Origin of the sequence: Vibrio sp. S9_S30 (assembly GCF_014694455.1) — a bacterium.
In the GTDB taxonomy this organism is placed as follows: domain Bacteria; phylum Pseudomonadota; class Gammaproteobacteria; order Enterobacterales; family Vibrionaceae; genus Vibrio.
Genome location: NZ_JAAUWT010000001.1, coordinates 294,544 through 320,046 on the forward strand (window position 1 = coordinate 294,544; position 25,503 = coordinate 320,046).

Below are 25,503 nucleotides of genomic sequence, written 5' to 3' on the forward strand. Positions count from 1 at the left end.
CAGTAAAAAAACGAGTAATTTCGTCGTCTAAGCCGTTGCTTGACGCAATATCAATCTTGCCAAGGCGAGCGGTAATTCACGCCCAAGCGTTGCCAGTGAGGCAGATGTCCTTTCAATCTGGACAAGTAGTCCAGCCAATCTCGTTGTTTGGCGTTGCTCCAACTGACTTCCGCCAAGGCAGAAATGCGTGGGAACACCATGTATTCAAGGCGAGATGGGGTCGAGATTTTTTCACACCATAAAGCGCATTGGATGCCCCAGATTCTTTGCCGAATAGGGTCGTCATCGGCAACGTCACTTAAGGGTTCATAGTGGTAAGCCAATTCAAGAGGGATGGGATTGGCCCAATCTACGCCAGGTTCTTCTGGCGCGTAGTCTTGTGTCATGTCGAGGTACGTGGTTTGTGCAGGTTGAAGCACGACGTCGAACCCGTCTTTTGCGCATTCCAAGGCCGCTTCTTCGTTCAGCCAAGAGTAAATCACCGTCTCTTTAGAGACTTTGTTGCCGTGTTTCGCTTCTTCCCAGCCCAACATGCGCTTGCCGAGAGACTTCAGTGTTTTTTCAGCGTGGCGCAATAGATGCCCTTGCAGCTCTTTGGCATCGTTGTAGCCCAATTCTTCCATCATTGCTTGGCAGCGTGGGCTTTTGGTCCAAACATTCTTCGGTACTTCATCTGCACCAATGTGAACGTAAGGCGAGGGGAACAGACCTGAAACTTCGGTTAGCACGGTATCCAAAAATTGGTAAGTGCCGTCAATGGCAGGAGAGAGCACATTGTCGGCGTAATTTTGAATGCTCAAATATTCGGATTGGTCTTCTTTATCGACCAAGAGCTCAGGCAACGCTTTAATGGCTGCGCGACAGTGACCAGGGATGTCAATTTCAGGGATCACCGTAATGGCGCGTTTCGCCGCGTATTCAATGACTTCTTTTATGTCTTCTTGCGTGTAGAAACCGTCATATTGCGTCGCTAAATGGCTGTATTGAGCATCATTTGCCGTCCCCGGTCCGCGTTTTGCGCCGATGTCGGTTAACTCAGGAAAAGCTTTGATTTCGATACGCCAGCCTTCGTCATCGGTGAGGTGCCAATGGAAGTAGTTAAATTTGTAGTAGGCAAGATGGTTAATCAGCTTCTTAACCTGTTCAACGCTATGAAAATGCCTTGCGCAATCGAGCATCATTCCGCGGTAGCTGTATCTTGGGTTGTCTTTAATGAGCAAACACGGGATGTGAGTATTGACTTGCTTCGCGGAGATCAGTTGCATCAAAGACGCGCAGGCATGCATAAAACCAGAACGAGACCCCGATTCTAAGGTGATCAATTGCTCTTGTACGTCAAGTTTGTAATGCCCTTTATCAAGCGTAGGGTTGCTTTTAAAGATAATGTTTCCATTCTCATTTCGTGGCAGATGGAGATTCGTCGTTTGAGAGAGTTCTTGTCTCAGCCACTCCGTTGCTTCTTGTGCTAAAGATGATGACGCTGAAATGCCGGTTGCCTGAGTGAGCACGAATGTTCCATTTTGCTGCGTGATGCTGCTTGGTACGGGAATTAATGCGATGTCTGCCGCGTCTACTTGTGGGATGTTTTCCCGTTTTTTGTACGGAGACAAAAGCACAATGGGCGTAATATCGACGGACACGCTTTTCGATGCTTCACCTTGCTTGATTTCAAGGTAGGCGTCATCAATACCGTCGGAAAGATAGCGAAATGGGAATGTATTGGTAGAAAACTCGATAAAGTAGTGATGGTTGGCTGCAAGCGCCTCGGGATGCTGAGGCGTTAGAATACAGTGGCTACCCACTTGCTTTACATTTCCTTGGCTTAAGGTATCGGTAAGAATGTATCGATCGAATGAAAAATGCAGTGCCCAAGATGAGATATCCAGATCACTCAAATTATGCAGAGTAAGACCAAAACGAGCGACGCCATTTTGTTCTGAAAGTACAGCCAGATCGACACGATAATTCATAAATACTACCTCAGAGTAAATAGGTTGTGCTCTGGTTTGCCAGCCATCATGATGCCGCCTTCGATGGCATCGTGCTTAGGTGTCACAATCCAGTGTTGTACAGGGGGGGATAGCCATTGGACGATGCGTTCGCCAATGCTGCCCATTAAAGCAATACGTTCTGCGCCCCTTTTGTTCAATGCCACTAAGAACATTTCAATATCGGAAGCGGTTTGCTTGAGCATTTTTATGCCCAGTGCATCGCCTTGGTAGGCATGCTCGAAAATCGCTGGGGAAAATTGACCGTAATCACGTGGTTTTGCGGTTTTAGACCAAGTAACAATGTTGTCTATGTTGTTATCGAAGTGGTTCATGACATGTTGAGAGAGCGGTGTTCTTGCCACGATCCCATCTTCTGCCAATAACACCTGTTGAATGAGGTGTAACCCCATAACAGCGCCGCCGCCTTGATCCGAGATAGGAAACTCCCGACCGCCCACAACATGCTGTTCACCGTCTTGCAGTAAAATACCGCAAGAGCCTGTTCCGGCAATCATAATGGCGCCATTCTCACCATCGTGAGCGCCCAAGCATGCACCATAAGCGTCAGTATTCAGTACGACACTGGCAAAAGGGTGTGGCAGTGCCATAAATTCTTGCCAGAAGGATTCTTGCTCTGCGCCAGCCAATGCCATACCAAGGTGCATGTTATTTAAGTCGGCATCAGACAGCCCCCCCTGCTGAGCAGCGTCTTTTACTGCGGCAATAATGGCGTCCATGGCTAATTGGACACCTAACATGATGTTCGCGCTTCCACTTTTGGCTTCGCCGAGTGTTTCGCCTTGTTCATTTCTAATGCGAGCACGACACGAGGTGCCGCCGCCGTCGATACCGACAAAATACTGGGTCATTCGTTTGAATCCTGAGGTTGACTGGCATTTTGTGTTTGAGCTGAAAACTGCGCCATGATGGCGAGTAAGTACCAAGCGCCATGTGGGATCCATTGTTCGCCCCAGCGCCAGTTTTGAAGCATGTTGTCTTTCTGTTCTTCTGGATTGAAAGCGATGTCTTCTTCGTCGTCAAACCCACCGGTTATGCCGTTGCAAATGCCACCTTTAGCATTATAAAAGCCATGTTGCGGTAAATAATTGGGGTTGTTTTTTCCATGCCCATCTAGCATGCACATGTCATAGGGGTTGAGACCAACGATCCAGTCGAGACAGCGCTGAGCGTATGTTTGTGCTTTGGTTTGCAACGATTCTGACAAATAAGGTTTTGCAAGATAAACCATGCTTGAAAGGGAACCTAAGCGAGCATTTTCGCCCTGCCACCAATACCCAGATTCGTTTTCTTGAGCGATGAAGAACGCATCTCGTTTGACACCGTTAACGGACTTGACGTATTGGCGAGGGTAACCAAATGGGTTTGCCACGCACTGGGTGATGTTGAGTTCGAATTCAACCGCTTGATTGACGACTTCTTGAATTTTGACGATTTGCGAGTCGCGTTTTTCAATGGATAAATATTCACAAAGGGCGATAACGGGCAAGCCCGCTTCTGCCGCGTGATAATATGGGCGATTGCCGTCCTCTGTTGCAGCCCAATAATGCTCAAAACGTGCGTCGGTAAGTTGACGCAGTGATAAGCGATTCGCCCACATTTGAGCTTCCGACAGGTAGCATTGTTCGCCAGTTGAACGATACAACTCAACACAGGCCATCAATGCGCAATACTCATCAATAATGTTCTCTTCACCATCATTGAGGTAGCGAGTATTGTACTCCTTTAAGTGCCAATAGCCTTTTTCTGCCGCTTGCAGGTAATATTCTTGCGAAAACTCCCCACACACATCAAGCCGAGAAGCCGACGCTAGAGCCGCGATTGCCATTCCGCCACCTTGACGAAAACCAGCATGGTAATCACCTTTCTTGTGACCGTCTTGCGTTTCGTAGGCACAAATTTCCCGTTGCTTTATGTCTTTGCTCCATTTGTCAAAGACCGTCATGTAAAAGAAACCCTCCGGGTGTTGCATGCGGGCTAAGAAGTCGGCACCAAATAGTGCTTCTTCAGTTAGCCTCACCCGAGAATATGCTGCAAAGTCAGAGCGCTCCTCCACTAACTCTAAGCTTTTCAACATATTCCATACGACCATTGGAGTTTGTTGAGGGTTTAAAAAATTGGCATAAGACAGGTGGCTCAAATATTTACTGACATCACCTGACGCATCGTACCAACCCCCTCGAACATCGACCGTTTTGTCGGAGTTCAGAAGAGGGATTGTGCGATCTTGTTTTTCGTAAATCCCACCACAACGTTGGGATTTAAAATAATGAAGGACATCCGAGAAGGTGGTGTGCATCAACACACCTTCACGAATATCGAAGGGAGAAGATTGCAACTCGTTGACTTGCAATACGAAGCGACCAGATTCCGAAAACTCAGAAAAATCGATTTCGCAAAATAGCCCTTGATGCCAGTGAGCGACCTGGGTGGCTTCACCAATTCGGAATGAAGCCACGATGTCTTCAGAGCTGGTGTTTTCAGAGCTGATGTCTTTAGAACCAATGTCTTCAGAGCCAGCCCTGACCAGCAGAGCCAAGCTATCTTTTTCGAGTGCTTCATTAACACAAAGCACTGCGTACTTAGCACCTGAAGTCTCATAGCCTATCTGGTTAGTTAAGAGTTGCATTGGGTTCTCCCGTAAAGTAAATCAGTGAGGCACAAATCGGTGCCTCAAATATGTGTGCCGCTTGCTTCCTAATGAAGCGTCGTACTGCTTAATTTTCGTATAACTTAGATTTCGTATAACTTAGGTTTCGTACTTAGCTTTTGAGTAACTTAGTTGTTGAATAAACTAGTTGTTGAATAACTTAGTTTTCATATAGATAACAACGTACAAAGTGATTGTCTGACAACTGAGTCACGCTTGGTAATTGCTCTCGGCATTTATCGGAAGCGTGGGTACAGCGCCCAGCAAACGGGCAACCCGTTGACTCTGGTGTCCAAAGAGGAATGTCCCCTTTGTTGCCTTTCAGTTTTTCATGGATCGATTTCTTTGGATCCGGTACGGCTGATACTAAGAGTTGAGTGTAAGGATGCTGAGGATCGTGAATGATCGCTTCCGTATCTCCCCACTCAACCATATGACCTACATACATCACGGCTAAGTCTTCAGCAATGTAACGCGCTGTTGCGATGTCGTGAGTGATGTAAAGCAGTGACATCTGCTTTTCAAACTTCATTTCTTCCATCAGGTTTAATACACCCGCACGGATAGACACATCTAGCATAGAGGTTGGCTCATCAGCCAAAACGACCTCTGCTCCGACGGCTATGTTTCGTGCTAGATTAACGCGCTGGCGTTGACCACCCGAAAGTTGGTGAGGGAATTTTTCTGCCGTTTCTTTTGGCGGAATAAGCCCCACTTGCTCAAGAAGATCGTATACGCGCTCTTCGAGCTCTTTTTTATTGCCTGATGTGATTTTCTTATGAATCAACAATGGGCGCGCAATGTGGTGGAAGATATTATGCGTAGGGTTCAATGATCCAAATGGGTCTTGCCATACCATCTGAACACCTTCACGGTAATGCATCATGTCCTTTCGGCTATTGATTCTTTGAATGTCACGACCTTTGTATTCGATAACGCCTGCTGTTGGGGCGTACATTTTCGCGATCATTTTTGCGGTTGTGGATTTTCCTGAACCAGACTCTCCGACCACCGATAGACCGCGGCTTTTATACATTTTGAATGACACGTCGTTAATGGCACGCATCATGGGTTGGTTTAAGGAATTACTGTTGATAGGGAAGTCTTTTACGACATTCTTACCTTCAACCAGCAGTTGACCAAAATCTTTGCTCATAATTGTCTCCAGTTTCTCTTTTCGCTTTTTATTTTTTGTTGGCTCTATGCTTTGGCCATCGCGATTGGTTGTCCATATAAATGGCAGTTAGAGAAGCGGTTTGGTTCTATTTGACGCAGTGATGTTGCGTGAGTCATACATGCTTCGTGTACGCGGTCGCAACGCGCTTGGAATCGGCAGCCCTGTGGGATTTCTAGTAAGTTCAATGGGTTGCCAGGAATGCCAGTTAACTTGGTTTTTGGACCCGTTAATGGAGGGAAGGAGCTTCCCAGCCCTTTTGTATATGGGTGATACGGGCTTTCCAATATTTCTTTAGAAGGAGCTACTTCAATCAGTTCACCGGAATACATGATGCCAATGCGGTCGGAAAATTCGACCATCAAGGAGAGATCATGTGTGATGAATAGAATGGAGAAACCAAATTCTTCTTTTAATGCGTAGATCTTTTGCAGGATTTCTCGCTGTACTACCACATCCAGTGCGGTCGTTGGCTCATCCATAATGATCATTTTAGGGTTTAGCGCTAATGCGATCGCGATAACCAGTCTCTGACGCATACCGCCTGAGAATTGGTGCGGATAATCACTTAGACGGCTAGGGTGGATATCAACAATTTCCAGTAGCCCTTCTGCTCGACGGACAGCTTGCTCACGTGTCATGTTCGTATGGCGCATGATGACATCGCAGAACTGCTCTTCCATGGTGAGGACAGGGTTGAGGGCGTTCATCGCACTCTGGAATACCATGGACATTTCACTCCAGCGGAACGATTGCATACGCTCGTCGCTGTACTGCAGGATATCTTCACCATTGAAGATCACCTGACCACCTGTAATGAATGCGGGTGGCTTATGAAGTCGCATCAGTGAGAAAGCAACGGTGGACTTTCCACAGCCTGACTCACCAGCCAGTCCGAATACTTCCCCTTTACCTATGTCAAAACTTACGTGGTTACAAGCGCGGACATCGCCCGCGTCTGTAATGTAGTCCACGCATAAATCTCTTACAGAAATGAGTGGCTCAGTCATAATTACTTGTCTCCGCTCCAAAGTGCATTTTGTGGTGGTAGTTCTGGCTGACGTTCTTTTTGGTCTTGAGCGTTGAGTTTTTTCCAACGCTTCATGCCTTTGTGAGAACGCAGTTGCGGGTTAGCAATTTCGTCTACCGCGAAGTTAAGCAGTGCAAGACCGGTAACAAGCAGCGTCAATGCCATACATGGAGCAACAAGTTCCCACCAAGCGCCAATCAGCATTGATGAAGAAGTTTGCACGTTGTAAAGCATGATGCCCCAACTGATGGTGCTTGGGTCGCCAAGACCGAGGAACGAGATTGTGGCTTCCATCATGATGGCGTACATCACTGAGCCGATGAAGCTAGCACCTACGATTGGGATAAGATTTGGCAAGATTTCAACGAAGATGATTCTCCAAGAAGATTCACCCAAGACCTCTGCCGCTTTAACAAACTCTTTCTCGCGCAGTGCCAATGTTTGTGAGCGGATAACCCTTGCTCCCCAAGCCCAGGAGGTACACCCCACTATGATGGCAATGGTTAACGGCCCTGCCTCACCAATAAACGCCGCCAGTACAAACAAGAGTGGGTATTGCGGAATAACGAGCATGATATTCATTGCGGCAGTCAGAATGTCATCGACTCGACCCCCAAAGTAACCTGCTGAGATACCAATGATAGTGGCAAGGAAACACACGGTAATACCCGCACCAAAGCCGACTGAAAGTGATACGCGAGCACCGTAAGCTAGCTGAGACCATACGTCACGTCCCATGCGCGTTGTCCCTAAAACATGCTCTGCTTTTTTAGACATCAGCAGAGTTCGACGGTCTGTTGCTAAGTTTTCTGCAACCCATCCATCAGGACTGTTTTGAGCGGCCTTTACCACGAAACCAGGGTATTCATGAGGTTTACCTGTACGCTTATCTGGTGCGTGTTTTGTAATCATCGGTGCTGCTAAAGCCATGAATAAGAACAGGCTAAGAATAATGACACCAATCATTGCAACTGGGTTACCCCAAACTAATTTAGCGAAACCTTTCATGATTATTTGCCTCCCTTACGTAGGCGTGGGTCAAGAACCACATACAACATGTCTGCAACCAGGTTAAAGAACAACATAAACAGGGTCATAATGAGTAGTTGTCCCTGAAGTACTTGGTAATCACGAGCGTGAATAGCGTTAAATAACACTGAGCCAAGACCAGGGTAGTTAAAGATGATTTCGATGATAAGCTGACCACCGATCGCCATGCCAAGAGACATAGAAAGGGCTGTCACACTCGGAAGTAGGGCGTTACGGGCTGCATAGTTGAACACCACTCGGTTTTCACTTAGACCCTTGCCTTTCGCCATGGTGATGTAATCTTCAGCCAACAAGTTGATCATGTTGTTACGCATGTTCACCAAAAAGCCACCGATTTGTACAACGGACGCACAGAATAAAGGAAGAATGGCGTGATAAGCGGCGTCTTTATAAAATTCCCAGCTCGTCCATTCAGGTAATGTCCCTGCTGTGTAGGCGTACCCCGTAGGGAACCACTTAAGACCAATCGCAAAGGTAAACAAAGCCAGCATCGCAATAACAACCTGCGGTACAGCCTGAATGATCAACATACCTGGAGTGATAAAGGTGTCGTAACGGCTACCACGTTTCCAAGCCGCGAAAATACCTAATATAGAGCCGATCGAAAAGGATAGAACAACGGCAGTACCGGCTAGGAATAGTGACCAGCCAAACGCGCTACCCAGCAGCTCGTTTACACTGAGAGGGTAGAACTGAATTGACGTGCCCAGTTCCCAACTTAGGATGTTTTTCATGTAGGCAAAATACTGCACCCAAATTGGACCATCCACAAAGCCCAGTAGTTGTTTCATTGCTTCAATACGCTCAGGGGTTACCTGAACCGAAGCGTTAGCGAACATCATGGTAACAGGGTCACCTGGCATTGCTCGCGGAATGATGAAGTTCAAAGTGGCTGCAACTAACAGCGCAATAAAGTAAAACGACAAACGTCTTAAAAAATATCCCATAACTTATACCTTACTCACCCAGATTTTTTACCTGATCCTGGTTTCAGGACGCCCTATTTGGAACGAAAAACCCCCTGACGACGAGCGCCATACCTTAAACAACTAGGGAGAGGGTTTAGAGAGCGGTGCACGGAATGCGCACCGCAAAGTTTATTGCTTACTTAACTGGTTTTAGGTCCAGTACGTGAAGCAGACGCTCAGGGATACCGGCCCATACATTTGGACGTCCCTTCGGATTCTTCTCACTCCACCAACCTGTGAAACGAGTTGTGTTGTATTGGTACATGTAAGCACCAGACATCACAGGAATCGTTACTTGGTTAGAGGCGATGATTTGTTGAATACCATGAGCGATTTCAAGTTGCTCGTTTTTGTTTGCCGTCTTGTAGAAGCTGTCTAGAAGTGAATCTAGCTTGCTGTCTTTGAAGTAGTGCATTGCAAAACGAGGCATACCAGCACCTTCTTGAAGGTTTGAGTTGTACGCACTGTTCCAGTATATGTACGGGTCTGCACCGTGGAAGTAGTTTGTGTATGCAACGTCGTAAGTACCTTCCAGCATCGCTTGGTTGTACACTGAGAAGTCAGGAGTACGTGCACGTGCTTTGATGCCAACTTCTTGAAGCTGCTCAACCGCTAACTGTACTGTGTTGTTAAAGTCTGTCCAACCGTTTGGAGACTGAACCAACAACTCAAAAGATTTGCCCGATGGCGTGTCAACGAAACCATCGTTGTTTACGTCTTTGAAGCCCGCTTTATTCAGAAGTGCTTTAGCACCATCAACATTGTACGTGTTGTAGACCTTGTACTTGTTGTGCGTCTTTTCATCAGACCATGCTTCAAACGCATAACCTAGACCAGATGCAAAGTCATTGACCGTACCGCCACCGTAAAACGCGATGTCGATGATCGTTTGACGGTCTAGAGCCATAGAGAATGCACGGCGGAAGTCGACGTTAGTCAGTGCTTCGTTTTTCGCGGCATCTGGGTTCTTGAAGTTTACAACAAACGCCTGAGTGCCTGATGGCGGGTACCAGTAGTGGTGTTTAGGGCTTGCTGCTGCGTAAGTACGGTCGATGTCTGGAATGAACGAAGAAGTCCAGTCTAGTTCGCTGTTAACAACTTTACCTAAGAATTGGTCGTTGTTGGCGATTTGAGGAACACGTAGACAGTCCACCTCTAGGTTATCGTTATCCCAGTATTGTGGGTTACGACATTGAACGTAAAGCTGAGGTGTGAAAGTCGCAATTTCTGTGAATGGACCTGAACCCACAGGGTTTTCGTTCATAAAGGTTGTTGGGTCTTCAACTTTAGACCAAATGTGCTCAGGTACGATAGAAACTTTAGCAATTTCGTAAGGTACGTTTGAGTTCGCTTCGGTCAAACGGAAGCGTACTTTGTATTCGTCGATTTTCTCAACATTCGCAACCCAGTTGTTTGTACCATGCTGGTCAAGAGCGGGGGTTTTCTTCACAAGGTCGAAAGAGAATATCACGTCGTCTGCAGTGAACTTTTCACCATCCGACCATTTCACACCTTTACGAATGTCAAAAGTTACGCTCATTAGGTCGTCAGACATTTTAAAGTCTTCAGCCAAACGCATAACTGGCGTGTTGCCGTGCATTTCGTTAAACACAACCAAAGGCTCGTACAGGAAGTCCCAAGTGGTGTGAAGGTGAGTGGCACCCAAGAACGGGTTGAAGTTACGAACGAACGTGGTGAACTCTTTCGGGTGAATAGTCAGTTCACTACGCTCTGCAGCTGAAACTACTGGAGCGACGGCAGTTGCTGCAGCAACTACTGCGACTGCTAGCGCTGTCTTTTTAATATTGGCAAGCATAGCTGTTCCTTACTCATTGCTTTTATTTCACTAAATGGATGTGAATGTCATCAATTGATAAACACTCGCCGGGGCTATCCCAACATCCGCCAACTTCGACAGTGGAAAGAAGTTGGGTGGCCTATAGCCTTCGGTCAGGGCTAAGAAAACACCTTGCAGAGTCAATGGTCAAACAGGGTGTCCGTTAAAAACGTCAAAACGGCATTTAACTACGTCATAAACGTCAAAATTAGGTTTGCTGTGTGTTTTTTAGTCAAAATTTACAGTGTGATCAATATCTAATTAAGAGGGGGGGTAATCTTAATTTGTTAGTGATTACTAACCCCTTGCTACTTGTTGCGTTGGGCTTTTTTCAGTGACCTCTCTTTAAAGAGATCTTACTCACTATCTGATTTTTACGTTAATTTACATCGAAGAAATTATTCTGACAATTTGTTGTGACTGGCTTCTCAAAGACGTAACAAAACAAAGGATTTACCTGAAAATTCGTAAAAATAACGAAATATAAAGCCATTCAGTGTCGTGATTTCAGGGTTATTTTAAACAGTGAAATAACGGAATCTGACTCACGGGATAAAAACAAATCGTATTGTACAAAACCGCCTTACATTCATTAGGTCGTCAGATTCGTATAAAGGAATCGGTAGGCTGGATATGGTACAAACATGGTTTTCAAATCGGCTTCTGTGTGATGTTTGCACCGTTTAAGAGGATTCGCTTCCTGATTTCAATCAAGTGTGATGAGGTCAGTAGAATGGCTTCTATAGGTCATCAATGCTACTGAATGTGGATAGGGTAGGAAGGGGCTGTGGCGCTGAAAGGGTGAAGCATGATGACAATAAAAAAGGCTTCTTACTCGAAGCCTTTGTTTGCTTTAATCGCCTTGCTGCCTGTGTTACGACGTTAAGAGCTTTTGCAGTTTATCTCTTAGTGTAATCAGCTTTTCACGTTGGCTACTCGGGGTATGGCAATGCTCTAATATGAACTCAATAGAGTTTATGACGGTTCGCCATCTTGGCGTTTTTGGCAGTGTTTCCACTCTCAAATACTTGTCGAGCGTTCGGGTTTGAAGTGTGCTTCTGTCTAGATAGACACGCCATAGTCCACTTTGCTCCGCGAAAGAGAACTTCGTCTGACCCGTTTCAGACTCCCAGTAATCGATGGCTGTCGTCATTGAATCGACGAGAATTTCTCTCATCAGCTCTTGTTTATCCCCGCCACGCCCCGATACTTTGTCGGCGATGCGCGTAAATTCGCCACCTAGCTCTTTTAGCTGTTGCAGCTTGCCCTTATCTCCTTCAAACGCATAGCTCGACAACGCTTCTACGGCGGTTTCTAGGTTGTTAATTCTGGTGGCATTTAAGCCACCACCAACATTGAATATATACATATAGTGGATATCGGATCCTTCAGGGAGTTTTAGCACGTCTGCAGAGATGTGGTCGCGCCGATCATCGATGTATACATCAATACCCCCACAGAAATGATCTTGCTGAAGGTTTAGATATTTAGGGGCGATGACCTCATCGCCATTCGACCGTTTAAGTTGCTCTTGTGTTCGCTTAAACAGCTTTGCCGCGGCTTCGTTAGCGAAACGAATTCTACCATCGTCTCGAAGGCAAAGGATGGCTTCAGGAGCTGACTCTAATTGCTCAAGCAGCCTACCTTGCGTTTCAAGCAAGTTTGCCTCGACAAGTGCACGTTGTTTTAATTCAGCTTGCAGTTTGTCGTTCTCAATTCTTCTAAGTTCTGCTTTACTTGCCGCGAGGTGAGCTTTAATTCGTGATGCAAGTTCTAACTTGTTGAATGGTTTAGTGAGATAGTCATTAGCACCACTGTCAAAGCCTTTGATTCTGTCATTAGTTTGGCTTAAAGCCGTGAGCATGATGATGGGGAGCTCTGAGTGGTCATAGCTTAATCTGAGTTGTTCACATACTTGATAACCGCTTAACCCTGGCATCATAACGTCTAAAAGGAGCAGTTCAGGTTTCTCTTGCTGTACAGATTCTAAGACCTCAGTACCGTCTTTCGCTGTTTTTACTCTGTAGCCTTCCATTTTGAGGAAACTGTCTAGAATCTGTAGGTTCACTGGTTCGTCATCCGCAACAACAATCAGTGGACCATCTGGATTCTCAGGGAGTGAATTCTCATCCAGCTTAGCGCTGTCAGGTGCCTGAAAATGGCTTTGTGTACCTAGCTGTTTGGAGGTGGAAATTTCTTCTTCAGAGGCGAGAGGTAACGAGAAACTGAATGTGGTTCCCACCAAAGGTTGGCTGCTGACATACAGCGTCCCCCCCATCAGTTCGATTAACTGACGGCTGATCGATAATCCTAGTCCAGCTCCTTGCCGATAGCGACTAGAGTCTTGGCCAGCTTGAATCAAGGGTTCGAATATATGTTCCAGTTGTTCTGCTGGAATACCTTGCCCCGTATCGACGACTTGCACCCTAAGCTTCTCGTCGAGTACGGTAGCGGAAATCACAATTTTGCCTTCAGATGTGTACTTAATGGCATTGCCGATCAGGTTGTAAAGTACTTGCTCAATGCGTTGTGGATCGGCGGAAACCAAAGGGAGATCCATTGGAACTTGATTGATGATCCTGATGGATTTATTGCCCAGTAAGTGTTGGGATAGTTCTAAAACAAGCCGAGTTGATGAGGATAAGTTTACTGCTGAAGCTTGAATATCTAAGCTACCATAGCGCATCTTATGGTAATCGAGTAAATCATCAACCAACGTTGCCAGCCTTTGACCACTGTTGATGATGATATCCAATTGATGTTTTTGATTGGCTGGGATCGGACCATTTGCGCCACTGATTAGAGCTTCGGCAATACCAACCATTCCGTGTAATGGTGTTCTCAATTCGTGAGAAGTCGTTGCGAGAAACTCATCTTTTAACTTATTGGCAAGCTGCAATTCATCATTTTGGTTTTGAATTATCTTCAAGTGTGTTTCTAGTTCTTCATTCTGGGATTTTATGGTTAGAATCTTTTCACGTATGGAGCGCTGCATGCGCTGAAAGCTGACGCCTAATCTGCCTATTTCATCTTTACGTTTTGTCTCAAACATCACTTCATCTAGGTCTCCAGCAGACACGCGTTCCGCAGACCAAGTGAGTTTGAGAAGAGGAGAGGTAATAAAATTGGACAGATAATGTGAACAAATGACCACCAAGATGATCGCGATGAACATGGTCACCACAAACACTTTCTCAAGTTGTTGGATCCGCGCAAACGCTTCTGCTTCTGTGCGCTCGGCAACTAATGCCCATTCGATGTTTTGAATTTTAATGTTTGTGTATGCGGCAATGATCTTTTCACCAGAGGTGTTTACAAATGTTGTTACCGACGTTTGATCGCTTAATGCGAGGTTGATGACCTCGGCACTTTCGTCAATTTCTTCTTGAGATACGTTAAAAATGCGCGCCGCTTTGTCATTACCGACTAAGAAAGCTTTGATTGTTTTGCTTGTCGCTGCATCTTCAAACAAAGACAAAAGTTTGGTACTTGGTAGGCGAAACAGCGCATAACTGTGCAGGTATTCATGTTGAAGAATAGGGGCGGCAAACCATGCGACATGTTCATTGCCCTCTAAAGCAAAGTCCGACATGGCAATAGGGGTAATATCTTGGTTATCTTTGTGCTTTTTCACTTTTTCTTTTAATGCACTAAAGGTTTTCCCAAGGTTGCTTTCACTGTATTTTCCAGTGATTAGGTTAGTGCCGTAGTTGTCGTATTTATTTAGGGAATAGACGACATTACCATCCATATCAACCAATAAAATATCGTCAAAATCACTGCGTTTAAGCAAATCGACATAGCGGCGGTGATAGCGTTTGTGCATTAACCGATAGCGCTCACTGCCTTGATAGTCCTCGGACTCTGGTAGAATCGAGGTTTTTATTTGATCGCCAGAACCTGGTATGTAACGTTGCTGTGCATAGCTTCGAGCTTGTTCAATGGTTTCGCCTAAGTTATTAAAAGCATTGATTAAACCGTAGAATCTTCCTCCACTATTATACGCTAGCTCAGAACGGACAAAGCCCATCACTTCAGACTCTTTGGCTTCGAAGTAATCAAGCAGCTGTTGTTTTTTTGTGTCTCGAACTGAAAGTAGGTGAGACGTACTTTGTTCTTGTAAGTCTTTACTGTGAGACTGTAAAAAAAACAGCGCGATCATCGTCAGTGGCGTGATGCTCAAAACGAGAAATGCCACCATTAATGTGTGCTGAAGACGTTTAAATTTTTGTTTTTTATTAGGTTTAAACATAAGTGTCGTTTAAAAAAGCCTATGAACAACTTAAGCCGTTTTCATGGACTACGACGAAAACGACAAAAAGGGAAATGACGATTTTAACGTTTATACGAGGTTTTTTTTCTTAATCAAGTAAGTGCCATATAAATCGTGGTCAGTAACGCAAAAATTGGGAGAAGCCAAGCAACCGTCGCAACAGCATAGCACTGAAAGTCGCTGCCAGCTTGGGAGAGTAGGCTGGCAGATAAATCCTAGCGGTTATGCTTTACTGCTTGGTAAATAGCGAACTTTGTTGTTTTTTCCGCTAATTCGCAGTGACCAAATGCTTTCTCAATGATGGGAGGATACTTTAGAAAGCTATTGGCTACGAGATGTAGTGTCCCGTTTCGATTCAAGTAGTCGGGGGCTTGAGCCAATAATGTTTCTGTCGCACTGTAGCTAGTATCTAAGCCGGCATGAAACGGCGGATTGGAGATCAAGAAATCATAGGAATCCTTCACATCTGAATACACGTCAGTTGCAAAGACATGACCTTCAATATGGTTAGCGGCAAGTGTCGCTTTGGAGGAGGCCACGGCGAGTGCGCTGACATCGCACATAGACAAGTTTATATTAGGGAACTGATTCGCCATCGCCGCGCCAATGACGCCTGCACCACACCCGAAATCGAGCACTTTTCCAGCCAAGCTAGGAAGCGTTTTCAATAGCAATAGAGTACCAAGATCACACTCACCGTGGCTAAACACACCAGGTAAACTTTTTACCGTTAAATCCGCTCCGCCAATGCTGATTGAATAGCTTTTGTACCATTGTTGGATATTAAATTCAGCAGGCTCTTTGGTGCATTGCCCCCAATAAAACGAGCAGCGGCGTGCTGAATCGTATTTCTTGATAACCCCATAAGGTTTAAAAAATTTTTCTATACTTTTGATGCCGGAACGGTTTTCTCCAATCACGACAATTTCGGTATCGACACCCAATTTGCTCATCAGCATTGCCAACAAATATTCGGCTTCGGCTTTTGCTTTTGGCCAATAGAGCAATATAAGATCGGCGTGGCTTGGCGCTGTAAATTCCGCACCAAAAAAACGTTGAATTGAGTTGTGGTTTTCAAGTTGGCGGTAGTAACCATAATGGGTCGTAAATACGGAAACACTTTCACAGCTCTTGGCGAGTTCTAAAGGAAACAGGTCTTCTGCTTCGCCCGCAACCAATACGTGTTTGCCATTAAAATATTCCAGATTTCGCTCTGCAATTTGACTAGGAGCGGTAAATGCCGACATGAAAGGATCTCAATAAGAAAAATATGGTCGGATTCTCGCACAATCCGACCATAGCTTGAAGTGCCTAAGAAGCAATTAAAATCAACAGACGCTAACTGTTGTCTTGTTTATTCAAGAAGGTTTGAAATTCTTCTTCGTAAATAGTGAACAACACCATGGTGACGGCAAAAATGAGCGGACCGTAGATGAGACCTATTAACCCAAAGAGCTGGATGCCTCCTAATAGGGAGAAAAAAATCATCAATGTATTCATTCCAGCACTGCCCTGCATTAGCAGTGGTCGTAATATGTTATCGATAGAACCAACGATGACGACGCTCCATATGCTTAAGAAAATTGCCCAACCTGTATCACCAGTAACGAAGAGATAAATCGCAGCAGGTATCCAAATCAAGGCGGTGCCAACAAGTGGGATAAAAGAAGCAAACCCCATCATTGTTCCCCAAAATAGCCCAGGGAACCCCGCAAGCCACATCCCAATCCCCCCGGCCAAACCTTGGGCTATTGCAGTTAGAAATGACCCTAACACTGCCGACTTTGATACTTTTTCAATTTCTTCAAGCAGACGATCTTCTTGACTACGAGAAAGAGGAAGTATGTGGCGGATAGCTTTAATGATTTTGTCGTGATCTCTTAGTAGGAAGAAAAGCACAAACAGCATTAAGAAGAAATCCATTAAGAAGTTGGTCGCATCCCCAAGGACTTTGGCGCTGAATGCCACTAACTGTGAACCAAATTGAGAGACAAATTCTGCGACACGTTGATCTATTTGCTGCGGGTCAATGGTATCAAAAGGCAGATACTCATTAATAAAACCGAGTACTTTGATCACAAATGGGTGCGACGTCGCTTCTTGAATGCCACCGTGCGTTAGCCAGTAATAGGCACTTTGAGAAAACCCCGATCCTTGTTGAACGATGGCAGCAAAGACGGCTAATAAAGGCAGAACAATGATGACAGTGAGTAGCACGCAAGATAGGACAGAGACGGTGTTTTTGTAGTTTGGCATTCTACCCTCTAACCACTCATGCACAGGGAACATCAGCAGAGATATAATGAAAGCCAAAATAATCGAATTAATGTAGGGTTGGACAAGCAAGTAACACGCATAGCCCGCAGCGAGAAGCGCGAGTATTAGTACCCAGTGGCTGGAAGATAACTTGAGTTTGTCTGACACGGTATTGCCCCTAATATGATTTTGTCTCTGAGTTATAATGGCGTCAATACAATCGGTTATCAACAAAAGATGAGTGTTTAACTTTTAGTCGGTGTTTTTTTGTAGTCGGTATTTCGCGGAAAGAAAACAGAGGTCTGTAATTCCAACATGTATTCGCGGCTTGATTGATCAAAAGAAGGGCAGTCTCGACTGCCCAGAATAACGGTTGGAACTTAAGGGCTAAGCCTCAGAAGCAAGAATTGCAAAGCAGCGGTCTGCCGCTTCCAACGTCGCATTAATTTCTTTACTGCCGTGCGCCAAAGAAGTGAAACTTGCTTCAAATGCCGAAGGGGCAAGATACACACCGTGATCGAGCATAAGGTGGAAGAATCGTTTAAAACGCTCAATATCGCATTTTGTAACGTCTTCATAGCTGGTAATACTCGTCTGATCGGTAAAGAAGAAACCAAACATCCCCCCCACTTGATTTACAACTAAAGGGATGCCATTTTTATCGGCTAATTCTTTAAAGCCATCGGCCAATTGCTTGGTCACATCGGCTAAGCGCTGCTCATTGCCTTCGCACATCAGCTCCTGCAAACACGCATAGCCGGCGGCCATTGCTACGGGGTTCCCAGAAAGGGTGCCCGCTTGATACACAGGGCCTGTTGGCGCAATGTGTTGCATCACTTCTTTCTTGCCGCCAAATGCCCCTACAGGCATACCACCGCCAATCACTTTGCCTAGTGTCGTTAAATCTGGCTGAATGTTGTAATAAGCTTGAGCGCCGCCTAGTGCAACACGGAACCCTGTCATGACTTCATCAAAAATCAGTAACGCACCTTCTTGATCGCAGATGCTACGTAAACCCTCATGAAAGCCTTCGACAGGCGGGATACAGTTCATATTGCCGGCAACCGGTTCTACAATAATGCAGGCGATTTCCCCTTTGTTTGCAGCAAACAGCTCTTTTACCGACTCCAAGTCGTTAAAAGTCGCGGTAAGAGTATATTTCGCAAAATCCGCAGGGACACCAGGAGAGCTCGGCTGGCCTAGGGTCAGTGCTCCTGAGCCTGCTTTTACCAGTAGACTATCGGCATGACCATGGTAGCAACCCTCGAATTTTAGGATTTTGTCTCGACCTGTGTAGCCACGAGCTAATCGAATCGCACTCATCGTGGCTTCTGTTCCTGAGCTCACCATGCGAAGTTGCTCCATGGAGGGAACCAATGCAGACACCAGTTCTGCCATTTTGATTTCCATCTCTGTTGGCGCACCAAAACTGAGACCGCGATTCGCTGCCTCTACAACGGCGTCACGTACAGCAACATGGTTGTGCCCAAGAATCATCGGCCCCCATGAACCAACATAATCGATATAAGCTTTACCATCGGCATCAAAGATAAGTGCGCCGTCAGCTCGTTCTATAAATAGCGGTGAGCCACCGACACCATTAAAAGCGCGTACAGGGGAGTTAACGCCTCCTGGAATAATGTTTTGCGCTTTTTGATACAGCTCAGCTGATTTGGTCATGGAGAAATCCTTATTTAAGTTGAACGCACGCATTGTAACGGTAACCGTAGGTTTTGCATTATCCAATTTAAAGTTTTGTGCGACTTAAGGTCGAAATAGGTAATACTTGAACAAAATAGGCAATACTTGAACGTAACAGTCAGGTATTAGATAATCACCGGATATTCGAAATTTTAATAAGTCGGCGTATTGATGAAATAAGCCGCGTGAGAGAGGTCGTTGTGAGCGAAGTAAATGTACCCTTGTCCTTTTCAGATACGGCGGCAGCACGTGTAAAAATCCTAATTTCTGAAGAAGAAAATCCAGAACTGAAGCTGCGTGTTTATATCACAGGAGGTGGTTGCAGTGGTTTTCAGTACGGATTTACGTTTGATGAATCTGTTAATGAGGGGGATACCATTATCGAAAATGATGGTGTTGTTCTTGTTGTTGATCCAATGAGCCTGCAGTATTTGGTGGGCGGTATTGTCGATTATACTGAAGGTTTAGAAGGCAGTCGCTTCTTCGTGAACAATCCTAACGCAACGACAACATGCGGCTGTGGTTCTTCTTTTAGCGTGTAGTCTCAGTTTCACTCCCCCTTAAAGCAATAGAAACCCAGTAACTTACTGGGTTTTTCATTTTTTTGTGATATTGGATGCAAAACGTTGGTCGGTACGCGGTATTGTTTCCGTATACTTGGTTAGCATTGGGTCATTCAATGTTAATCTGAACTTAAGGTTGCTCAGATATAATCCCCGTCTAAATTGAGTCTTTTACGTTAGGAAGTCGTATAAGACAAAAAATATAACAAGGAATTTGTATGCCAGTTGCAAGAACTCATGGCTTTTTCTCTCAACGCCCTTGGCTAGTTTCCCTCATACTCGTTACAGCTCTTACCGTTTGGCTTGGTCTTGGCATGCTAAGAGCGGAAGAGACTCCACAAAGCGATAAGCAGGAAGCAGCGGTTCCACTCGCAAAGGTTGTTGTTGATCGTTTCATTGCTCAACCCACCGCCAAAAATATTAACCTTTATGGTCGTACCGCACCAAACCGTGAAGCCACTCTCAGTGCAGAAATCGCTGGGAAAATTATTGCGCTTAAAGCCAGTAAAGGTGAATTTGTCAAAAAAGGGCAAGTGATTGCCCAAATAGACAAAGCAGACTTGGATATTCGGCTAGAGAAAGCCAAAGCTCTGCTTACCGTGAAAGAGAAAGAGTTTAAAGCAGCCAACTCTCTGAAACAAAGGGGGCTGCAAGGTGAGGTTGCTTACAGCAATGCTCAGGCTTCTTTAACCGATGCTCGCGCCAGCGTTCGAAACGCACAACTTGCACTGGAAAAGACAGAAGTTGAAGCGCCTTTCACTGGATTTATCGAAGACTTGATGATTGAAGTGGGTGACTTCGTTGGCGTTGGAGAGTCTATTGCCACCGTATTGGATTTATCCACTCTTGTTGTTAAAGCCGACGTAAGCGAACGCCATATCCAGCAATTGAAATTGAAACAGCCAGCGTCTGTTCGGCTGATAACGGATGAACAAGTGGAAGGTCGTATACGATATATTTCCCGTGTTTCATCGCAGGCAACCAACACCTTTACTATTGAGATTGAAATTCCCAATCGAGATCAGGTGATCTCTGCTGGGGTCAGTGCGGAAGTGGACCTTAAATTGGAAACTCAACTCGCGGTGAAAGTCACGCCTGCTATGTTAGCACTCGATGAATCCGGGAATTTAGGGGTGAAAACGGTGCAAGAGAAAAACATTGTTAAGTTTGTTCCCATTCAATTGGTTAAAGCCGAGCAAGATGGTGTTTGGCTGACTGGGCTGGGCAGTCAAGCGGATATCATTACGGTAGGGCATGGGTTCGTCCGTGATGGCGATTCCGTGATTGCTATTCGCCAATAAGAGGGCTGTATTATGTATTCCGTAATTGATGCCGCACTCTCACGTAGCCGCACCATGCTCACTTTGTTGCTCTTGATTTTGATTGCAGGGGCGATGACTTATCAAACGATTCCCAAAGAATCCAGCCCAGATATTACTATTCCTATCATTTATGTTTCTGTCGGGTACCAAGGGATTTCGCCTGGAGATTCAGAACGACTGCTTGTCCGACCTATTGAGCAGGAACTGCGTTCAATTGAAGGGGTAAAAGAGATGAATTCCACCGCATCAGAAGGTCATGCTTCTGTCATGTTGGAATTCAATGTTGGTGTCGATCTTAATAAAGCAATGGCTGACGTCCGTGAAGCGGTCGATTTAGCAAAAGCTAAGTTGCCAGCAGGCAGTGACGAACCCACAGTGAACGAAGTAACCTTGGCTTCCGAGCAGCCGATTTTATCCGTTGTACTGTACGGGACAGTGCCGGAGCGGACTATTGTTCAGATTGGTCGCCAGATACGAGATAAGTTAGAAGGTTTCCGTCAGGTTCTTGAAGTGGATATTGCAGGTGATCGCGATGATGTTGTTGAAATCATAGTCGATCCTCTACTGATGGAAAGTTATGGTCTTGATCAAGGCGATATCTATAACCTGATTGCTCAAAATAACAAGGTCGTTGCTGCAGGGTTTGTGGATACAGGGTATGGTCGATTCTCTGTTAAAGTTCCTTCTGTTTTTGATTCTTTAAAAGACGTTTTAGAGTTGCCCGTCAAAGTCGATGGCAAACAAGTTGTCACGTTTGGTGATATTGCAATCGTAAGGCGCGCATTTCGAGATCCAGAAAGCTACGCCCGACTTGATGGTGAGTCGGCTGTGGTACTCGATGTGAAGAAACGAGCGGGCGAAAACATCATTGAAACCGTTGATCTGGTTAAGTTGGTTCTAGAAGAGGCACAGAATCGAGAAGACTGGCCATCGAACCTGCTAGTCAAATATACTTGGGATGAGTCGAAGGATGTGAAGATCATGCTTAACGATCTTCAAAATAACATTCTGTCTGCGATCATTCTTGTTGTTATTGTGATCATTGCCATTCTCGGCACTCGAACAGCGTTTTTGGTGGGGGTTTCGATTCCTGGTTCATTTCTTACTGGTTTGCTGGTCCTCGCGATATTTGGTTTGACGGTAAACATTGTCGTGCTTTTCTCGTTGATCATGGCGGTTGGTATGCTGGTGGATGGCGCTATTGTCGTGACCGAGTTTGCTGACAGAAGAATGCAAGAAGGGGTGGATAAGAAAGAGGCCTATCGAGATGCGGCAAAACGAATGGCATGGCCGATTACCGCCTCTACCGCAACCACGCTTGCGGCATTTGCTCCTTTACTCTTCTGGCCCGATACCACGGGCGAGTTCATGAAGTATCTACCGCTGACCTTGATTGCAACGTTAAGTGCGTCTTTAGTCATGGCACTTTTGTTTGTTCCAGTTCTTGGGGGGCTGTTAGGTAAACAGCAGTACGTTTCTCCCGCTAAGCAGAAAGAAATGGTGGCTTTGCATGATGGCGACTTTGAAAAAGCGACAGGCTTAACCAAGGCATATTATAAAACGCTATCCGTCGCGATTAAGCATCCTCTTAAAATCTTATTTTCTGCAATCTTACTAGCCGTTGCCGTTGGCTTTGCTTATGGTAAAGCGGGTCTAGGTGCTGAATTCTTTCCAGAAGTGGATCCCCCTTTCTTTACCGTCAAAGTGCGTTCTTACGGCGATTTATCCTTACGTGAAAAAGACACCATCATGCGTGAGGTTGAAGCCGTTGTTTTAGGGCACGATGAATTTGAAAGTGTCTACACCAAAACGGGCGGAGAAGACGAAATAGGGCAGATCCAAATTACCCCCATAGATTGGCAGTATCGCCGTAAAGTCAAAATCATCATCGACGAATTGCGTGAAGTGACAGACAAGTTTGCAGGGGTGGAAATTGAATATAAATTCCCAGACGCAGGTCCTCCAGTAGAAAACGACTTAGTGATCGAGATGTCTTCAAGCCTGCCTGATAACTTGGATGAAGCCGCGAAAATAGTCCGTCACTGGGCAGATTCATACCCAGCGTTCACGAACTTGAATGACACATCAAGCAAAGAAGGTATTGATTGGCAAATCGACATTCGACGCGATGACGCTTCTCGCTTTGCGGCAGACGCCACTTTGGTGGGCAACACCGTTCAGTTTGTAACAAACGGCTTGAAAATTGGTGACTACCTTCCAGATGACTCTAATGAAGAAGTGGATATTCTGGTGCGATTCCCTGAAGACAAGCGAGATATTGGTCGGTTTGATCAACTAAGAGTCAAAACTCAGATGGGGTTAGTACCACTGACCAATTTTGCAGAAATTAAGCCGTATCAAAAGCAAGATACGATCAAGCGTCTTGATGGGTATCGCATCATCAACATCATGGCAGACATGAAAGACGGAGATGAATACAACTTAGCGAATGAGCTGCCTAACATTGAAAAAGCGTTGGCAGAGCTGGATCTTCCCGCCGGCGTGGAATACAAGATCCGCGGGCAAAATGAAGAACAAGAAAACTCTTCTGCATTTTTGATAAAGGCTTTTCTGGTTGCTTTGGCCGTTATGGCGTTGATTCTTATTACTCAGTTCAACAGCTTCTATCAAGCATTTTTGATTTTAAGCGCGGTGTTGTTTTCTACCGTTGGCGTTTTTCTCGGTTTGTTGATTTTCCAAAGACCATTTGGGGTGATCATGTCGGGAATTGGTGTTATAGCATTGGCGGGGATTGTCGTGAATAACAACATTGTGCTCATCGATACATACAATCAGCTGAGAAAGCGTGGTTTAGATAAGACCAATGCAATATTACGTACGGGGGTACAGCGCCTTCGCCCAGTGATGTTAACTACTGTGACGACCATCCTAGGTTTGTTACCAATGGTCTTGGAAATGAATATTGATCTTATCAATCAGAAGATAGAGTTTGGTGCGCCAAGTACTCAGTGGTGGTCTCAGTTAGCAACTGCCGTTGCTGGTGGTCTGGCATTTGCGACGGTATTAACACTGGTTTTGACCCCTTGCTTACTTATGCTTGAGAGAGAACCTAAAGCAGAAGTTAAATCAGATGAAAAAACAAAACTTGAAAAGTCAGAATCAGAAAAACCAGAATTGGAACTGGTAAACGAAGCGTCCTGATTTCTCTTTATATTCACGCTTGGGAATGAAAAAAACGCTAGCTGAGAATCACTGAGCTAGCGTTTTTGTTTGTGTGTAAATTTTTGTTAGTGCGTAAGTTTTTGTTAGTGCGTAAGTTTTTGTTTGTAGGTAAAGAGAAAACTGCAAACGTTGGCTTTCTTAAGGTTGTAAAAGCACTTGGTACTTCTCAAGCTGTTTTAGGCGAAGCTTGGAGTTCGCTATGAAGGTTTGCTTGGCTTTCCCTTTTAATGATTTTGACTCGGGTAGATTAACTGTCCGCGGGTTTTTGTGCACACCATTTACCAAGAATTCGTAGTGAAGATGGGCACCAGTTACTCTACCAGTGCTACCTAATGTGCCAACGGTTTGCCCTTGCTTCACTCTTTGTCCCGTTTTCACCTTACGTTTGCTCATGTGCAAGTATTTCGTTATGTATGTATTACTATGGCGAATAAAGACGTAATTACCATTGAATTTGTTATAACCGGACTTTTCAACAACACCATCCCCAGCCGCCCAAATAGGCGTGCCGACAGGAGCAACATAATCGGTTCCTCTATGTGCACGTACTTTACCTGTTACGGGGTGTAGCCGGCGAGGGTTGAAGTTGGAACTGACATAACGGAAGTTGATTGGAGAGCGAAGAAACGCTTTCTTCATTGCGCGGCCATCTTGATCGTAATAATTGCCGGTATCCTTGTCACGAATCGCTTTGAATGTATCGCCTTGGTTGGTAAAGACAGCAGCAATGATATTACCTCGTCCAATTTTTTCACCTTCCACTATTTTTTCTTCGTAAAGAACTTGAAAATTATCGCCTTTACGAATGTCTAGAGCAAAGTCGATATCCCAGCCAAATATGCCAGCCAGTTCCATGATCTGATTCGCATTCAAGCCTGCGGTAATGCCTGCATTCCAAAAATTCGAAGTGATTTCAGCTTCGGCATAATTGTACTGTATATCAACTTCTTTCTTGTTCAGCCGAGAGGAATACCCATTTGCAGTGCGTGTAATGCTGAATGTTTCGAAGGCGTTTATCTGACGATTCAAATGAACCAACTCATTACTTTCATCAAAGCCAAATTTTAACGTGTCTCCTGGGCGTAAACGTGATAGCTGCTGATTGATTTCTTTATTGCTGCTTATCAGGTTTTGCAAGAGTCGAGGTGTCAATCCTATACGGCTAAACAGTACCGCCGCGCTTTCACCAGAACGTACTTTATGGGTTTCCCAACGAATCAGTGAAAGAGTTTGAGGTTCGTAACTGGGGGTTAAGTTTGTACCATCAATCGGGACTGGATAGGCCTTGCCCACCTTCAAGGTCTGAGTGCTCGGCTTGAGCTCACTGGCATCTGGAAGAAGAAACGCAGCGATGATGACAATCGCAGAAAAGAAGGGTATCCATACTCGGTGCAACGGAGAAAGACGTGCGAATTTAGACATCGGAATCCATTTATTGGTTTAATGATATAAAAAAGACAATTACTGAGTCTAACTGGTTTCAAAAC

Annotated in this window: 16 protein-coding genes; 3 read left to right on the forward strand and 13 right to left on the reverse strand. The window is 45.3% G+C overall.

All coding sequences use genetic code 11. The features are described from left to right. Window positions 1-50: 50 nt before the first annotated feature. The 12 genes from HC752_RS01335 to hemL all read right to left on the reverse strand — a co-directional run bounded on the left by HC752_RS01335 (window position 51) and on the right by hemL (window position 18,927). On the reverse strand, window positions 51-1,970 hold the full coding sequence (locus tag HC752_RS01335; protein WP_190333283.1) for a beta-N-acetylhexosaminidase: 1,920 nt from the start codon (window positions 1,968-1,970) through the stop codon (window positions 51-53). A gap of 5 nt (window positions 1,971-1,975) precedes the next feature. Next, complete coding sequence (locus HC752_RS01340; RefSeq protein WP_190333284.1) at window positions 1,976-2,860, reverse strand: N-acetylglucosamine kinase; 885 nt, start codon at window positions 2,858-2,860, stop codon at window positions 1,976-1,978. Continuing rightward, on the reverse strand, window positions 2,857-4,638 hold the full coding sequence (locus HC752_RS01345) for a glycoside hydrolase family 9 protein (protein ID WP_190333285.1): 1,782 nt from the start codon (window positions 4,636-4,638) through the stop codon (window positions 2,857-2,859). Before HC752_RS01345 ends, HC752_RS01340 begins: the two co-directional genes overlap by 4 nt. A gap of 181 nt (window positions 4,639-4,819) precedes the next feature. Next, the gene (locus HC752_RS01350) at window positions 4,820-5,815 is read right to left on the reverse strand and encodes an ABC transporter ATP-binding protein (RefSeq protein WP_190333286.1); all 996 of its coding nucleotides are present in this window, start codon (window positions 5,813-5,815) and stop codon (window positions 4,820-4,822) included. 44 nt (window positions 5,816-5,859) lie between these two features. Then, on the reverse strand, window positions 5,860-6,843 hold the full coding sequence (locus HC752_RS01355; RefSeq protein ID WP_190333287.1) for an ABC transporter ATP-binding protein: 984 nt from the start codon (window positions 6,841-6,843) through the stop codon (window positions 5,860-5,862). 2 nt (window positions 6,844-6,845) lie between these two features. Beyond that, complete coding sequence (locus HC752_RS01360; RefSeq protein WP_190333288.1) at window positions 6,846-7,871, reverse strand: ABC transporter permease; 1,026 nt, start codon at window positions 7,869-7,871, stop codon at window positions 6,846-6,848. A 2-nt stretch (window positions 7,872-7,873) separates the two neighbouring features. After that, window positions 7,874-8,860, reverse strand: a complete 987-nt coding sequence (locus HC752_RS01365) for an ABC transporter permease (protein WP_190333289.1) — start codon at window positions 8,858-8,860, stop codon at window positions 7,874-7,876. A gap of 157 nt (window positions 8,861-9,017) precedes the next feature. After that, window positions 9,018-10,697: an ABC transporter substrate-binding protein gene (locus HC752_RS01370; RefSeq protein WP_190333290.1), complete on the reverse strand. Its 1,680-nt coding sequence runs from the start codon at window positions 10,695-10,697 to the stop codon at window positions 9,018-9,020. Window positions 10,698-11,592: 895 nt separating this feature from the next. After that, window positions 11,593-14,970 carry an ATP-binding protein gene (locus tag HC752_RS01375; RefSeq protein ID WP_190333291.1) on the reverse strand — a complete coding sequence of 1,126 codons (3,378 nt, stop codon included), beginning with the start codon at window positions 14,968-14,970 and terminating at the stop codon, window positions 11,593-11,595. 236 nt (window positions 14,971-15,206) lie between these two features. After that, a complete protein-coding gene (rsmC, locus tag HC752_RS01380; protein ID WP_190333292.1) occupies window positions 15,207-16,238 on the reverse strand; it encodes a 16S rRNA (guanine(1207)-N(2))-methyltransferase RsmC in 1,032 nt (343 codons plus the stop codon). Between the two features lie 91 nt (window positions 16,239-16,329). After that, complete coding sequence (locus HC752_RS01385) at window positions 16,330-17,415, reverse strand: AI-2E family transporter (protein WP_190333293.1); 1,086 nt, start codon at window positions 17,413-17,415, stop codon at window positions 16,330-16,332. A gap of 219 nt (window positions 17,416-17,634) precedes the next feature. Continuing rightward, window positions 17,635-18,927 carry a glutamate-1-semialdehyde 2,1-aminomutase gene (gene hemL / locus HC752_RS01390; RefSeq protein WP_190333294.1) on the reverse strand — a complete coding sequence of 431 codons (1,293 nt, stop codon included), beginning with the start codon at window positions 18,925-18,927 and terminating at the stop codon, window positions 17,635-17,637. 221 nt (window positions 18,928-19,148) lie between these two features. Between hemL and erpA the strand changes: the two genes are divergently transcribed. From erpA to HC752_RS01405, 3 genes are all read left to right on the forward strand, one after another. Further along, window positions 19,149-19,490: an iron-sulfur cluster insertion protein ErpA gene (gene erpA, locus HC752_RS01395; RefSeq protein ID WP_190333295.1), complete on the forward strand. Its 342-nt coding sequence runs from the start codon at window positions 19,149-19,151 to the stop codon at window positions 19,488-19,490. A gap of 239 nt (window positions 19,491-19,729) precedes the next feature. Continuing rightward, window positions 19,730-20,812 carry an efflux RND transporter periplasmic adaptor subunit gene (locus HC752_RS01400; RefSeq protein WP_190333296.1) on the forward strand — a complete coding sequence of 361 codons (1,083 nt, stop codon included), beginning with the start codon at window positions 19,730-19,732 and terminating at the stop codon, window positions 20,810-20,812. Window positions 20,813-20,824: 12 nt separating this feature from the next. Then, window positions 20,825-23,995 (forward strand): efflux RND transporter permease subunit, encoded by a 3,171-nt coding sequence (locus HC752_RS01405; RefSeq protein ID WP_190333297.1) that lies wholly within the window; start codon window positions 20,825-20,827, stop codon window positions 23,993-23,995. A gap of 159 nt (window positions 23,996-24,154) precedes the next feature. Here the strand turns inward: HC752_RS01405 and HC752_RS01410 are convergent, their stop codons facing one another. Further along, the gene (locus HC752_RS01410) at window positions 24,155-25,438 is read right to left on the reverse strand and encodes a peptidoglycan DD-metalloendopeptidase family protein (protein ID WP_190333298.1); all 1,284 of its coding nucleotides are present in this window, start codon (window positions 25,436-25,438) and stop codon (window positions 24,155-24,157) included. Window positions 25,439-25,503: the final 65 nt, after the last annotated feature.